This is a genomic window from Pseudoxanthomonas sacheonensis, from assembly GCF_010093305.1.
GTDB lineage: Bacteria > Pseudomonadota > Gammaproteobacteria > Xanthomonadales > Xanthomonadaceae > Pseudoxanthomonas_A > Pseudoxanthomonas_A sacheonensis.
In genome coordinates this window covers 38,380-51,987 of sequence record NZ_PDWS01000013.1, presented here as the reverse complement: position 1 = coordinate 51,987, position 13,608 = coordinate 38,380, and the positions used below count along the sequence as shown (strand labels likewise).

The window sequence follows — 13,608 nt, the reverse complement described above, 5'->3', positions numbered from 1 at the left end:
CTTCATTCGTCGAAACGCAGATGCCGCACCGACTTCCCATGCCTGCGGATCAGCTTCAACGCCTCGATGCCGATGGTGATGTGGCGGTCGACGAAATCCGCGCTGACCCGCGCGTCGGAGGCCTCGGTCTTCACGCCTTCGGGAATCATCGGCTGATCGCTCACCAGCAGCAGCGCACCGCACGGAATGCGGTTGGCGAATCCGGCGGCGAAGATGGTGGCCGTTTCCATGTCGATGGCCATGCAGCGCACCTTGCGCAGGTATTCCTTGAACTCGACGTCGTGTTCCCACACCCGGCGGTTGGTGGTGTAGACGGTGCCGGTCCAATAGTCGTGGCCCAGGTCGCGGATCATGGTGGAGACCGCGCGCTGCAGGGCGAAGGCGGGCAGCGCCGGTACTTCCGGCAACAGGTAGTCGTTGCTGGTGCCTTCGCCGCGGATCGCCGCGATCGGCAGCACCAGATCCCCGAGCTGGTTCTTGCGCTTCAACCCACCGCACTTGCCCAGGAACAGCACCGCCTTGGGCATGATCGCCGACAGCAGATCCATCATCGTGGCCGCGTTGGGGCTGCCCATGCCGAAGTTGATCATGGTGATGCCGTCGAAGGTGGCGCTGGCCATCGGCCGGTCCAAGCCGACCACGGGCGCACCGGTCAGCTGCGAGAACGCGTGCAGATAGCCGCCGAAATTGGTCAGCAGGATATGTTCGCCGAACTGGTCCAGGGGCACGCCTGTGTAGCGCGGCAGCCAGTTGTCGACGATCTCGTTCTTGTCTTTCATCGCATGCTCTCTTCTCTTCGGTCGCGCCAATTGTGGCATGGGCCTGCGCCATAGCACTTGGCAAGCATGGGCCGCGCCGGTTAGGTTCCGGTTGCCGGCTTTCCATTCGCCGGCCTTCAACCAGAATCCCCGGGAACCCACCATGCGCTTCGCCCTACTGGCCGTGATCGGCCTTGTTTCCGCATGCGGAAATGCCGCTGCCGCCACTGTCGCCGCCAAATCCCGCTTCACCCAGGATCCCTACCCCAGCACTTACCGCAGCATCGCCTCCGGCCCGGTGCTGATCCAGCACGCCACCGTGCTGACCGGCACCGGCGAACGCCTGGACGATGCCGATGTGCTGCTGGCCGACGGCAAAGTGGTTTCGGTGGGACGCGGACTGACCGCGCCTGCGGATGCGACGCTGGTGGACGGCAACGGCCGCTGGGTCACCCCGGGCATCATCGATGTGCACTCCCATCTGGGTGTTTACCCCAGCCCTGGCATGAGCGCGCACAGCGATGGCAACGAAGCCACCGCGCCGGTCACCGCCAACGTCTGGGCCGAACACTCCGTCTGGCCGCAGGACCCCGGTTTCCAGACCGCGCTGGCCGGCGGCGTCACTTCGCTGCAGATCCTGCCCGGTTCGGCCAATCTGGTCGGCGGACGCGGCGTGACCCTGAAGAACGTGCCCGCCACGACCTACCAGGCGATGAAATTCCCCGACGCGCCCTGGGGCCTGAAAATGGCATGCGGCGAGAACCCCAAGCGCGTCTATGGGCAGAAGGGCGGGCCATCCACGCGCATGGGCAATATCGCCGGCTATCGCGCCGCCTTCATCGACGCCAGCGAATATCTGAAGAAGAACCAGAAAAAGAACGAGACGCCCAAGAAGAAGCGCTGGTGGCAGCGCGCCAGCGGCAACAAGGGCGACACCGACAGCGCCGGCGACAGCGGCGGCAAGCGCGATCTGAAGCTGGACACGCTGGCCGGCGCCATCGAAGGCGATATCCGCGTGCATATCCACTGCTATCGCGCCGACGAGATGGCCACCATGCTGGACCTGGCCAAGGAATTCGGTTTCAAGGTCGCCGCGTTCCATCATGGCGTGGAGGCCTACAAGATCGCCGACCGCCTGGCCGCCGAAGGCGTCTGCGGGGCGCTGTGGGCCGATTGGTGGGGCTTCAAGATGGAAGCCTTCGACGGCATCCAGGAGAACATCGCCCTGGTCGACCGGCCGGCCAACGGTTGCGCCATCGTGCATTCGGATTCGGACGAAGGCATCCAGCGATTGAATCAGGAAGCGGCCAAGGTGATGGCCAACGCGCATCGCGTGGGCATCGACATTCCACCCGAGCGCGCGATCCGCTGGATCACCCGGAACCCGGCCAAGTCCATGGGCATCCTGGACAAGACCGGCACTTTGGAGCCCGGCAAGATGGCCGACGTGGTGGTGTGGAACCAGAACCCCTTCAGCGTGTACGCGCATGCCGAGCAGGTCTACATCGACGGCGCGCGCATCTACGACCGCAACGATCCGGCGCGGCAGCCGGAATCGGATTTCATGCTTGGGCAGAGCGTGCCCTGGACTCGATCCGGGGATGCGGCGATGGGGGGTGGGAAATGATCGCTTTGAAGGATGAATCCTCCACATCGTCATCCCAGCGAACGCTGGGATCCATTTTGACTTTGCGCGCAGAGTCGGACGCAGTGGCAATGGCGACAGCAACGGCAAGATCAAGATGGATGACCAGCCATTCGGCTGTTGAAAAGCGTCTTCCAGCGTTCGCTGGGATGACGACTCGGTTGTTGTCGGTTTCATTCCTTGCCCTGTTTTGCGCAAGTACTGCCTCCGCCCAGGACGTCCTGATCCGCCACGCCACCGTGCACACCGCCAGCGCGCAAGGCACGCTGCAGAACGCCGACGTGCTGGTGCAGGGCGGCGTGATTCGCGCGGTCGGTTCCAACCTGCAGGCGCCGGCTTCGGTCAGCGTGGTCGAAGCCGATGGCAAGCCGTTGACGCCCGCCTTCTTCGGCGGCATCACCGAAATCGGCATCGAGGAAGTGTCGGGCGAGGCCGAGACCGTGGACAGCGCGGTGACCCTGGCCACCGATCAGCCGATGCGGCCCGAGTTCGATGTGACCCTGGCCTACAACCCCGAGTCGGTACTGATTCCCGTCGCGCGCGTGGAAGGTCTGGGCTTCACCCTGTTGGGCGCCAACACGGGCGGCTCCTTCATCGCCGGACAGGGCGGAGTGATGCGCCTGGATGGCGGCGCCGATCCGATCGGGCCGCGCGTGCTGTTCGTGAAACTGGGCAGCGACGTGCTGGGCAAGAGCGGCAGCTCGCGCGCGGCGCAGTGGATGCTGCTGGACCAGATGGTCGGAGAAGCGCGCGGACGCATTCCCGCCGATTCGCCGCATGCCTTGTTGACGCCGGCCGGCCGTGCGGTGCTTGCGCGCTACCTGGCAGGCAATGGGCGCATCGTGGTCAACGTGAACCGCGCCGCCGATATCCGTCAATTGCTGCGTTGGGCGCAACGCGAGAAGCTGCGCATCGCCATCGCCAGCGGCATCGAAGCCTGGAAGCTGGCGCCGGAAATCGCACGTGCGGGCGTACCGGTCTTCGTCGATGCGCTGGCCGACCTGCCGGGCGATTTCGACCAGATCGGAGCGACCCTGCAGAACGCCGCACGCCTGCAGGCGGCCGGAGTGCAAGTGAGCTTCGCGCAGTTCGGCGACGCCTCGCACAACGCACGCAAGATCCGCCAGTACGCGGGCAATGCGGTGGCCAACGGTTTGCCCTGGGAGGCGGGACTGGCAGGCCTGACCCGGGTGCCGGCGCAGGTGCTGGGCGTGGACGACAAGCTGGGCACGATCGCGCCGGGCAAGCTGGCCGATCTGGTGCTGTGGACCGGCGATCCGTTGGACGTGGCCAATGTCGCCAGCCAGTTGTGGCTGGGCGGGCGCGCCATTCCCATGCGTTCGCGCCAGACCGATTTGCGCGACCGTTACCTGCGTGCTGCCGGAGCGTTGCCGCGCGCGTATTCGCCTTGATCTTCAAACTCGACTCTCGATCAGCGACCTGCCCAGTCTGATCCTTGCTCAACACCGCTGTTGCCTCCCCCTTTGAAGTGCTTTTCAACAGCCGAATGGCTGGTCAAAAGGGGGATCGAGGGGGATTTGCTCTTGGCGCCAAAGCAAGATCAAGAGCAAATCCCCCGTAGCCCCCTTTTCCAAAGGGGGCAAAGCATGAAGCAATGCTTTTCCGGCGCCATCACATGCCGACAGGTAACGGGCAAAAGTTCAGACTGCCGCAGCTTCCAGCGTAGCCACACGGTTGCGCCCACCATGCTTGGCGATGTACATCGCCTTGTCGGCCCGTTTGATCAGGGTGGCCACGGTATCGGTGGCGTTGCATTGGGTGACCCCGATGCTCACCGTGACTGCGGCCGGCACGCCTTCCACTTGCTCGCACTGGGCCTGGATCTTGAGGCGCAGGTGTTCGGCCATGGCGATGGCGCGTGCGCTGTCGGCGCCCGGCAGGCCCAGCACGAATTCTTCTCCGCCCAAGCGTCCCAGGTGGTCTCCGTACTGCAGTTCTTCGCTGACCAGACGCACCACCGCGCGCAGGCAGGCATCGCCCAGTGCATGGCCGAAACAATCGTTGACCTGCTTGAAGTTATCCAGGTCCAGGAACAGTAGCGATAGCGGCATGCCTTCGCGACGGGTATTGAGCACCGCCCAATCCAGGCGATGCTCGATACCGCCGCGGTTGAGCACGCCGGTCAGCCAATCGCGTTCGGCGTGCTGCTGGGCGGTATCGCGCTCGCGGCGGAAGGTGAGCATGCGGTCGGCCAGTCCGAGCGCCAGCACCACGGCGGTGAAGGCCAGCACCAGCGGCAGGCCGTATTGCAGCCAGGGTTCGACCGGAATGCCCATGCTGAGCTGGATCGCACGCGCAGTGCTGAAAAAAACCAACGGAACCCACGCGATCAGGATGAAGCCCGCATGTCGCCCTCCCTTGCGCCAGGCCCTGTACAGAGCGGTGATCGCCAGCGCGTTGGTGAGCAGGAACAGGGCGTTGCCCACATTCGGAAACCATTCCTTGCGCGCGGGCCACGGCGCTACCAGCAACAGCAGCACCAGCACAGGAATGTAGATGCCCGCCCAGCGCATGGCCAGGCTCAGGCGCGGCACCCGCGAACGCAGGCCGGCATAGTCCTGCAGCATCCACACCGCGGCCATGGTCGACAGCGTGGCGATGAACCAGATGCCCGGCGCGCCGAACACCGCCAACGCGCGCAAGCCCGGCAACGCGTAGGCCTCTCCATACGAGCACAGCAGGAACAGCATCTGCAGCGCCATGGTCGCGGCGTAGAGCAGGTACACCCGCTCCCGCAGCATCGCCCAGAACAGCAGCACGGTCAGCGATACGCCCACCAGCACGCCCACCGACAGAAGCAGGATGCGCACCTGGGTCAGGTCGTGGGCGATGTGCCGGTTGCGCGGAACCACGGCCACCTGCAAGGGATAGCGCGCGCCTTCCACCGCAATATCCACCGGGCCGTCGCTGAGCAGCGGAAACACCAGCGCGTGCCGCGAGTACTGCGGATCCAGATCGCGATCGAACAGGGTCTGGGTGACCGGTGCGGCCAGGCCTGGACCCCGCGCGCTGACCCGCGCGCTGTAAGGGTGGTAGACGAGCAACAGCGGCTGATCGATTCCGGCCGCCGGCTGCAATCGCCATCGGCCGTTGCCGATGATCGAGGGCTGATCGGGGTCGGCGATGAAATCGCGCTCGGCGAAAATGCCCGCGTGCTGTTCGGCGGCGGAACCGGCGGCGGGCGCGAGGGAATCGATGCGCACGATGCCATCCGCCTGGGCATGGGCGAAGGAAAACATCGCCAGGCACCACGTCCCCACCAGCAGCCAGCGCTTGCTCATCTCGTCCCTTGCTTGCCTGGCGCCAGTGTCGACCTCAAGGACAGCCCTTAACAAGCGTCACTCACACATAAATGTGATATGCATCACATTTTATTCGGGACCAACGTGCCCCCGGCACTCAACACGAAAGGATTGCGGGCACCCAAGAACCACGAAAAATCAGCCCCGCCTGGACCGCCAGAACGCAATAATGTGCATAACAGCACACTTTTTCAGCGCAACGGGTTGCAGATTTGCGCTACGTTGCCGGGCTTATTTGCGATGCATGCCGGGAGGGGCTTCATGCGCATAGGAATAGTGGTGGATTCCGCCTGCGATTTGCCGCAGGATTTCATTCAAAAGAACGACATCGTCCTGCTGCCCATCACCGTGCGCATCGGCGATGCGGTGCTGGAAGACCACCGTGACGAGGAAGCCACCTTGAGCTTCCTGCACGCGCATGTGGCCGAGCGCGGCCACGAAGCCGAAACGACTCCGTTCACGGTCAACCAGATCCGCGACCTGTTCCTGAACCGGCTGGTGATCGACTACGACCACGTCTATTGCATGACCATCACCAAGACGCGCAGCCCGATCCACGAGAACGCGATGCAGGCCAGCTTCGCCATCCTCAACGACTACAAGCCGGTGCGTCAGGCCGCGGGCCACAACTCGCCGTTCGCGCTGCGGGTGATCGATACCCAGACCCTGTTCGCCGCCCAGGGCGTCACCGCGGTGGAAGCGGTGCGCATGCGCGCGGCCGGCGCCAACGTGCAGCACATGCGCACCAAGCTGGAATACCTGGCCGCCAACAGCCACGGCTACATGATCCCGCGCGATCTCTACTATCTGCGCGCGCGTGCGCGGACCAAGGGCGACCGCAGCGTGGGCCTGCTCAGCGTGGCGCTTGGCAGCGCGCTGGACATCAAGCCGGTGCTGCACGGCCATGCCGGCAAGACCGAGCCGGTGGCCAAGATCAAAGGGTTCGAGAATGCGGTGGAGCAGATGTTCAAGTTCGCAGGCAATCGCGTGATTTCCGGTCTGTTGACGCCGACCGTGTGCCTGAGCTACGGCGGCGAACTGGCCGAAATGCGCGCGCTGCCCGGCTATACGCGCTTGCGCGATATCTGCGCCAACAACAACGTGGAAGTGTTCGAAAGCGTGATGAGCCTGACCGGCATGGTCAACGTGGGCAAGGGCGCGGTGGTGGTCGGCTTCGCCGCCGAGCCGCATACCTTCAACGTCTCCTAACGCACGGATAACGCGGCGTCGCTAGGCTGTGTTCCTCTTCAATGGAGTGACCGCATGGCGACCCGCTACTACATCAGTCTCAAGGATCCGAAGAAGGCGCGCGGCAACGATTCGGACTTCAGCTTCAACGCCAATGGAGCCGATGCGTTCGCCTCGCAACTGCAGGAAGCGTTGCGCAGCGACGGCCTGTTCGAGCGCTGGCGCGACGCGCAACCCGATCCCGATGGCGTGGACGCCTCGCTGGGCGCGACCGATCCCGGGGCGACGGTCAAGGGCGAGCAGCACGACCTGCAGATCGATCTGATCGTGGTCACCTCGATTCCCGGCAGCGTGTTCAAACACCGCCTGCGCCTGCTTGCCGGGAGCGCCTGGGAACTGCGCGACGTTTCTGCCGCCTGATCGGATGCCGGCGCCATGACTGTCGAGCCGGTGTTGTTGTCCTGGAGCGGCGGCAAGGATGCGGCCTGGACTTTGCATCGCCTGCGTCAGTCCGGCGTTCCGGTGGCGGGGCTGATAACCACGGTCACCGCGGGCTACGAACGCGTCTCCATGCAGGGAATCCGCAGGGAGGTATTGCATGCGCAGGCCATGGCCGCCGGACTGCCGCTGATCGAGGCGATGATTCCGCCGGCGTGCGACAACGCGGTGTACGAAGCGGCGTTCGCCTCCGCGCTGCGATCGGCGCGCGAGCGCTGGCCGCGGACGCTGTCCATCGCCTTCGGCGATCTGTTCCTGCAGGACATCCGCGACTACCGCGTGGCGATGTGCGCATCGCTGGGCTGGCGGGTGCTGACGCCCTTGTTCGGCAGCGATACCGCATCGCTGGCGCGGGAGATGCAGGCGGGCGGGTTGAAGGCGGCGATCTGTTGCGTGGATACCCGGCAACTATCCGCCGGCTTCTCCGGATGCGATTTCGACGCGGCGTTGCTGGACGCGTTGCCGGCGGACGTGGACCCCTGCGGCGAGAACGGCGAATTCCATACCTGCGTGCATGCCGGGCCGATGTTCGAGCGCCCGATCTCCATCGCGCGTGGCGAAACCCTCCTGCGCGACCAGCGATTCGCCTATACCGATTTCGAGCTGCAAACAGGCCCGGCGGCATAGACCGGCGTAGGAGCGACGTAAGTCGCGAAACCAAGAAAATCGAAGCGAACGATTCGCGACTCACGTCGCTCCTACGGTTTTCAGGCTTTCAGGGCGGCGGCGTGGTGGGCGATGTGCTCGCCAATGAAGCTTTCGATGAAGTAGTAGCTGTGATCGTAGCCGGGTTGCAGGCGGAGCGTCAGCGGATGGCCGACCGCCTGGCAGGCTGCCTCCAGCAGTTCCGGTTTGAGCTGGTTGGCCAGGAATTCATCGGCCCCGCCTTGGTCGACGAGCAGCGGCAGCCTTTCCGATGCGCCGGCCACGAGTGCCGTGGCGTCCCACGCTTTCCAGGCTTCGCGGTCTTCTCCCAGATACGCGGCCAATGCCTTCTCGCCCCACGGCGCCTGCGACGGCGCCACGATCGGCGAGAACGCCGACACGCTGCGGTAGCGGCCGGGATTCTTCAGCGCCGCGATCAGCGCGCCGTGCCCGCCCATCGAATGACCGCTGACGGCGCGCGCGCCGGTAACCGGGAAATTCGCCTCGACCAGCACCGGCAATTCCGACACCACGTAGTCGTACATCCGGTAATGCTTCGACCAAGGCGCCTGAGTGGCGTTGACGTAGAAGCCGGCGCCCTTGCCCAGGTCGTAACCGTCGGCATCGGCCACCTCCTCGCCGCGCGGGCTGGTGTCCGGCGCGACCAGGACCACGCCTTGCTCGGCGGCGTAACGTTGCGCGCCGGCCTTGGTGATGAAGTTCTGTTCGGTGCAGGTCAGGCCGGAGAGCCAGTACAGCACCGGCAACTTCTGCGTCGCGGCCTGCGGCGGCAGGTAGATCGCGAAATTCATTTCGCAATCCAGCGCTTCGGATCGATGCCGGTAGACGTCCTGCCAGCCGCCGAAGCAGGCGCGGTGTTCGATGCGTTCAAGTGTCATGCGTGTTCCTGAGGTTCCTTCCCGACGTCGGGAAGGAACCGGATGGCCGCTTCTGCGAGGTCACGCGGCCAGCACGCCGCGCAATTTTGCTACTTGGGTGGAGATCGCGTCCATGAGCGCCGGCGACAGGCAGTCGTACGGCTCCAGACCCAGTTCGCGCAAGCGCGCACGCACCGCTGCCATCTGCGCCGGGGGAGTCCCGGTTTCGATGATCGACGACACGAACGCGGCGAAACCCGGCGCCGACCAGCCGCTTTGCGGCGACAGTTCGGTGTGGATGAAATCCAGGCCGTGGAACGCATGCTCCTTGTTCTCGATACGGCCGAACATGTGCACGCCGCAGTCGCTGCAGGCATGGCGCTGGATGGTGGCCTTGTCGTCGACGATCTTCAGCTTGTGCGCATTGGCGGTGACGGACAGCTTGTCCCGCGGCACCACCGCGACCACCGAGAACATGGCGCCCGGCGGCTTCCAGCATTTGCTGCAGCCGCAGGCGTGGTTGTGGGCGGTTTGCGCGTCGACCTTGACGGTGACCTGGTCCTGGGCGCAATGGCAGGCCAGCGTGCCGCCTGCGAAATTTTCGTCGCCCGCCTTGATGCCGTTGTCTACCGATGGATGAATCTTGACTGTGCTCATGGTGACCCTCCGGTGCGGAAACCACCGATTCAGCGGATGCGCGGAACGCCCGCGCGACGCCCCTGTAGCAACACGTCAGTAGTGGATCACCGTACGGATCGACTTGCCTTCGTGCATCAGGTCGAAGGCTTCGTTGATCCCATCCAGCGGCAGAGTGTGGGTGACGAAGGGCGCCAGCTGGATATCGCCGCGCATCGCGTCCTCCACCATCCCCGGCAACTGGGTGCGGCCCTTCACGCCGCCGAATGCCGTGCCCATCCACTTGCGTCCGGTAACCAGCTGGAACGGCCGGGTGGAGATTTCCTGCCCGGCGCCGGCCACGCCGATGATCACCGACTGGCCCCAGCCGCGGTGCGCACATTCCAGCGCCGCACGCATCACGTTGACGTTGCCGATGCACTCGAACGAATGGTCCACGCCCCAGCCGGTCATTTCCACGATCACCTGCTGGATCGGCTTGTCGTGGTCCTTCGGATTGACGCAGTCGGTGGCGCCCATCTCCTGCGCCATCGCGAACTTGCCGGGATTGGTGTCGATGGCGATGATGCGGCCGGCCTTGGCCTGGCGCGCGCCCTGGATCACCGCCAGGCCGATGCCGCCCAGGCCGAACACGGCCACCGAATCGCCCGGCTGCACCTTGGCGGTGTTGTGCACGGCCCCTATCCCGGTAGTCACGCCGCAACCCAGCAGGCAGACCTGTTCGTGGTTGGCCTGCGGATTGATCTTGGCCAGCGAGACTTCGGCCACGACCGTGTATTCGCTGAAGGTCGAGCAGCCCATGTAGTGGTAGATCGGCTGGCCGTTGTAGGAGAAGCGCGTGGTGCCGTCGGGCATCACGCCCTTGCCCTGGGTCGCGCGCACCGCTACGCACAGATTGGTCTTGCCGGATTTGCAGAACTCGCACTCGCGGCATTCGGCCGTGTACAACGGAATCACGTGATCGCCCGGGACGACGCTGGTGACGCCTTCGCCAACTTCGACCACCACGCCCGCGCCTTCATGGCCCAGCACCGCCGGGAACAGGCCTTCCGGATCGTCGCCGCTCAGAGTGAACGCATCGGTATGGCAGACGCCGGTATGGGTGATTTTGACCAGCACTTCGCCCTTCTGCGGCGGAGCGACGTCGATCTCGACGATCTGCAAGGGTTCGCCTGCGGCGAAGGCGACGGCGGCACGTGATTTCATCTGCAACTCCTGCGAAGTCTTGCCGGTATCCGCGGGGCGGACGGCAGCGGTTATTTTACCTGCTTGCCGTGCTTGACCACGATGTCCACGCGCTGCAGCAGGGCGACCTGCTTCAGCACGTCGCCCTTGACCGCGATGATGTCGGCGTACTTACCTTCGGTGACGCTGCCGTAGTCCTTGTCGGCCTTCATGGCCACTGCGGGCCAGTAGGTGGCGGCGCGGATGGCGTCGATGGCCGGCACACCCAACTGGTTGACCCACACGTCCAGCTCGTTCCAGGTGCTGCCGCTGTGGAACTTCATCGGAATGCCCGAATCGGTGCCCACCAGCAGCATGGCTCCATTCTCGCGCAGCTGCTGGAACTTGCGCTTGAGCGTGGGCCAGCGCTGCGGGGTCTGCTGGAAGTAGCCGATGCGTTCGGGATGCTCCAGCGACTTGCGGATATCGGCCACGATTTCGGGGGTCAGCCCTTCGTGCCAGGCGTCGCCGTCGATGAACTCGTGGTTCTTGACCGTATACGGGAAGTTGTAGAGGCCCTCGATAGTCGGCGTCCAGAACAGCGGGCCGGCCGACATGTTGGCGGTGCGCTCGCGCAGGGCCTTGATCACGTCCTCCGGATATTCCGGCGCAGCGGCCAGGCCGGTGTGCTCGAAACAATCCACGCCCGCCTTCAGGCCACGGCGGATCTCTTCGGGGCGGTGCGCGTGCGCGACCACCGGCAGGCCGTGCTTGTGCGCCTCATCGACGATGGCGGCGATTTCCGCCTCGCTCATCTGGTCCTGGTCGATCAGCTTGATCGTATCGACGCCCGCCACGGCCAGCCTGCGCACCTTGGCGCGCGCATCGGCGGGAGAATCCACGCCCCAGCGGAACTGCTCGGTGCCCGGATAGGGTTTCTTCTGGATGAAGGGACCCGATACGAAAAGCGTCGGCCCTGGAAGCTTGCCCTGGTTGATCGCATCGCGCACCGCGATGCTTTCCTCCAGCGGTCCGCCCAGATCGCGCGCGCCGGTCACGCCGGCCATCAGCAACTGCTTGGCCGAGGCCGGCATGATCACGCTGCCGAATTGCGGCGGATAGGTCTTGTCCCAATACGCGTAGTCGGAATGCCCGTTGAGCATCAGGTGCACATGCATGTCCCACAAACCGGGCAGCACGGTCATGCCTTCGGTCGAGATCACCTTGGCGTCGGCCGGAACCGGCAGGCTGCCCACCGTGCCGACGGCGACGATGCGCTCGTCCTCGATCAGGATCACGCTGTCGCGGATCGGATCGCTGAGCGTGCCGTCTACCAGGGTGCCGCCGACCAGCGCAGTGCGTTCGACCGCCGGCGCCGCCGGGACGAAGACGAGCAGAAGCGACAGGCAAAACCCGGTGAATCGCATCATCGTTGGACTCCCATGGAAGGAATCCAGATTACAGCAGCAGGATCAGTATGCGAACTCTCGGAACACGTGGTCGATATCGCCGTTCCACGCGCCATGGAAGAGGGCCAGTTTGCGCTCGGCCGGGGTTTCGTTGGCTTCGGCGAATTCGACCAGCGGATCGAGGAAGCCCGATTCGTCGCTGCCCTTGCTGTTGAGCACGGCGCGGCGCTGCAAACCGTGTACTGCGATCTTCAATGCCTCCATGGCCAAGTCGCGCACGCTGCCGCCGCGGAACGGCAGCTTGAGCGCGTGCTTCGGCACGCCATCGCGCAGCGCATTGCGCTCTTCCAGGCTGAAATCCTTGACCAGGTCCCAGGCCGCATCCAGTGCGGTCTGGTCGTAGAGCAGTCCCACCCAGAACGCAGGCAGCGCGCACAGCCTTCCCCACGGACCGCCATCGGCACCGCGCATCTCCAGGAACTTCTTCATGCGCACTTCCGGGAACGCGGTGGTCATGTGGTCGGACCAATCGGTCATGGTGGGCAGCGCGCCCGGCAATGCGGGCAGTTTGCCGGCCATGAAGTCGCGGAAGCTCTGACCCGAGCAGTCGATGTATTCGCCGTTGCGGTAGCTGAAGTACATGGGTACGTCGAGCAGGTAGTCGACGTAGCGTTCGTAGCCGAAACCGTCTTCGAATACGAAGTCGAGCATGCCGGTGCGGTCCGGATCGGTATCGGTCCAGATGTGCGAACGGTAGCTCTGGTAGCCGTTGGGCTTGCCTTCGGTGAACGGCGAGTCGGCGAACAAGGCGGTGGCGATGGGCTGCAAGGCGAGCGAGACGCGGAATTTCTTCACCATGTCCGCTTCGCTGGAGAAATCCAGGTTGACCTGCACGGTGCAGGTGCGCTTCATCATGTCCAGGCCCAGCTTGCCGACCTTGGGCATGTAGTTGCGCATGATCTGGTAGCGGCCCTTGGGCATCCACGGCATCTCGTCGCGCGTCCACTTGGGCTGGAAACCCATGCCCAGGAAACCCAGTTGCAGTTCATCGGCGACCGTCTTCACTTCCTTCAGGTGCGTGCCGACTTCGCTGCAGGTCTGGTGGATGTTCTCCAGCATGCCGCCGGACAATTCCAACTGGCCGGCCGGTTCCAGCGTGACCGAAGCGCCGTCGCGCGACAGGGCGATGACACGGCCATGCTCTTCGATGGGCTGCCAGCCGAAACGGGTCAGGCCTTTCAACAGCGCTTCGATTCCGCGCTCGCCTTCGAAGGTCGGCGGACGCAGGTCGTCGAGCCGGAAACCGAATTTCTCGTGCTCGGTGCCGATGCGCCAGTCGGCCTTCGGTTTTTCGCCGGACGCGATGTAGGCGGCCAATTGGTCGCGGTCGGTGATGGGCGTATCCGCAACATGGCTGGGACTGGACAAGGGCGGATACTCTGCGTCGGAGACTAGGCAATGTTG

12 protein-coding genes are annotated in these 13,608 nt (G+C 64.6%); 5 read left to right on the top strand and 7 right to left on the bottom strand.

Annotated features, from left to right (window positions below; genetic code table 11):
* Window positions 1-2 precede the first annotated feature (2 nt).
* Window positions 3-779: an AMP nucleosidase gene (locus CSC73_RS12005; protein ID WP_163840666.1), complete on the bottom strand. Its 777-nt coding sequence runs from the start codon at window positions 777-779 to the stop codon at window positions 3-5.
* Window positions 780-921: 142 nt separating this feature from the next.
* Between CSC73_RS12005 and CSC73_RS12000 the strand changes: the two genes are divergently transcribed.
* Both CSC73_RS12000 and CSC73_RS11995 read left to right on the top strand, forming a co-directional pair.
* Entirely contained in the window at window positions 922-2,385 is a 1,464-nt protein-coding gene (locus tag CSC73_RS12000; RefSeq protein ID WP_163840665.1) for an amidohydrolase, read from the top strand.
* Window positions 2,386-2,552: 167 nt separating this feature from the next.
* The gene (locus CSC73_RS11995; protein ID WP_163840664.1) at window positions 2,553-3,815 is read left to right on the top strand and encodes an amidohydrolase family protein; all 1,263 of its coding nucleotides are present in this window, start codon (window positions 2,553-2,555) and stop codon (window positions 3,813-3,815) included.
* A gap of 249 nt (window positions 3,816-4,064) precedes the next feature.
* On the opposite strand, the gene CSC73_RS11990 is transcribed toward CSC73_RS11995, so the two are convergent.
* The gene (locus tag CSC73_RS11990) at window positions 4,065-5,705 is read right to left on the bottom strand and encodes a sensor domain-containing diguanylate cyclase (protein ID WP_163840663.1); all 1,641 of its coding nucleotides are present in this window, start codon (window positions 5,703-5,705) and stop codon (window positions 4,065-4,067) included.
* A 282-nt stretch (window positions 5,706-5,987) separates the two neighbouring features.
* Here CSC73_RS11990 and CSC73_RS11985 point away from each other — a divergent pair, with 282 nt between their 5' ends.
* Genes CSC73_RS11985 through CSC73_RS11975 form a run of 3 tightly spaced genes read left to right on the top strand, consistent with a single transcriptional unit; the run spans window position 5,988 to window position 8,039 of the window.
* Entirely contained in the window at window positions 5,988-6,935 is a 948-nt protein-coding gene (locus CSC73_RS11985) for a DegV family protein (protein ID WP_163840662.1), read from the top strand.
* Window positions 6,936-6,989: 54 nt separating this feature from the next.
* A complete protein-coding gene (locus CSC73_RS11980; protein WP_163840661.1) occupies window positions 6,990-7,334 on the top strand; it encodes a hypothetical protein in 345 nt (114 codons plus the stop codon).
* Window positions 7,335-7,349: 15 nt separating this feature from the next.
* Entirely contained in the window at window positions 7,350-8,039 is a 690-nt protein-coding gene (locus CSC73_RS11975; RefSeq protein WP_163840660.1) for a Dph6-related ATP pyrophosphatase, read from the top strand.
* A gap of 80 nt (window positions 8,040-8,119) precedes the next feature.
* On the opposite strand, the gene fghA is transcribed toward CSC73_RS11975, so the two are convergent.
* From fghA to CSC73_RS11950, 5 genes are all read right to left on the bottom strand, one after another.
* On the bottom strand, window positions 8,120-8,956 hold the full coding sequence (fghA, locus tag CSC73_RS11970; RefSeq protein ID WP_163840659.1) for an S-formylglutathione hydrolase: 837 nt from the start codon (window positions 8,954-8,956) through the stop codon (window positions 8,120-8,122).
* A gap of 60 nt (window positions 8,957-9,016) precedes the next feature.
* A complete protein-coding gene (gene gfa, locus CSC73_RS11965) occupies window positions 9,017-9,592 on the bottom strand; it encodes an S-(hydroxymethyl)glutathione synthase (RefSeq protein ID WP_163840658.1) in 576 nt (191 codons plus the stop codon).
* Window positions 9,593-9,667: 75 nt separating this feature from the next.
* The gene (locus CSC73_RS11960; RefSeq protein ID WP_163840657.1) at window positions 9,668-10,777 is read right to left on the bottom strand and encodes an S-(hydroxymethyl)glutathione dehydrogenase/class III alcohol dehydrogenase; all 1,110 of its coding nucleotides are present in this window, start codon (window positions 10,775-10,777) and stop codon (window positions 9,668-9,670) included.
* A 50-nt stretch (window positions 10,778-10,827) separates the two neighbouring features.
* The gene (locus CSC73_RS11955; RefSeq protein WP_163840656.1) at window positions 10,828-12,165 is read right to left on the bottom strand and encodes an amidohydrolase family protein; all 1,338 of its coding nucleotides are present in this window, start codon (window positions 12,163-12,165) and stop codon (window positions 10,828-10,830) included.
* A 42-nt stretch (window positions 12,166-12,207) separates the two neighbouring features.
* Window positions 12,208-13,572, bottom strand: coding sequence for a glutamate--cysteine ligase (locus tag CSC73_RS11950; RefSeq protein WP_163840655.1), 1,365 nt, complete (start codon window positions 13,570-13,572; stop codon window positions 12,208-12,210).
* Between the last annotated feature and the right edge of the window lie 36 nt (window positions 13,573-13,608).

What these genes read in the sequence shown, in the direction of transcription:
- CSC73_RS12005 (WP_163840666.1), bottom strand. Translation starts at nt 779, where the DNA reads ATGAAAGACAAGAACGAGATCGTCGACAACTGGCTGCCGCGCTACACA.
- CSC73_RS12000 (WP_163840665.1), top strand. Translation starts at nt 922, where the DNA reads ATGCGCTTCGCCCTACTGGCCGTGATCGGCCTTGTTTCCGCATGCGGA.
- CSC73_RS11995 (WP_163840664.1), top strand. Translation starts at nt 2,553, where the DNA reads ATGACGACTCGGTTGTTGTCGGTTTCATTCCTTGCCCTGTTTTGCGCA.
- CSC73_RS11990 (WP_163840663.1), bottom strand. Translation starts at nt 5,705, where the DNA reads ATGAGCAAGCGCTGGCTGCTGGTGGGGACGTGGTGCCTGGCGATGTTT.
- CSC73_RS11985 (WP_163840662.1), top strand. Translation starts at nt 5,988, where the DNA reads ATGCGCATAGGAATAGTGGTGGATTCCGCCTGCGATTTGCCGCAGGAT.
- CSC73_RS11980 (WP_163840661.1), top strand. Translation starts at nt 6,990, where the DNA reads ATGGCGACCCGCTACTACATCAGTCTCAAGGATCCGAAGAAGGCGCGC.
- CSC73_RS11975 (WP_163840660.1), top strand. Translation starts at nt 7,350, where the DNA reads ATGACTGTCGAGCCGGTGTTGTTGTCCTGGAGCGGCGGCAAGGATGCG.
- fghA (WP_163840659.1), bottom strand. Translation starts at nt 8,956, where the DNA reads ATGACACTTGAACGCATCGAACACCGCGCCTGCTTCGGCGGCTGGCAG.
- gfa (WP_163840658.1), bottom strand. Translation starts at nt 9,592, where the DNA reads ATGAGCACAGTCAAGATTCATCCATCGGTAGACAACGGCATCAAGGCG.
- CSC73_RS11960 (WP_163840657.1), bottom strand. Translation starts at nt 10,777, where the DNA reads ATGAAATCACGTGCCGCCGTCGCCTTCGCCGCAGGCGAACCCTTGCAG.
- CSC73_RS11955 (WP_163840656.1), bottom strand. Translation starts at nt 12,165, where the DNA reads ATGATGCGATTCACCGGGTTTTGCCTGTCGCTTCTGCTCGTCTTCGTC.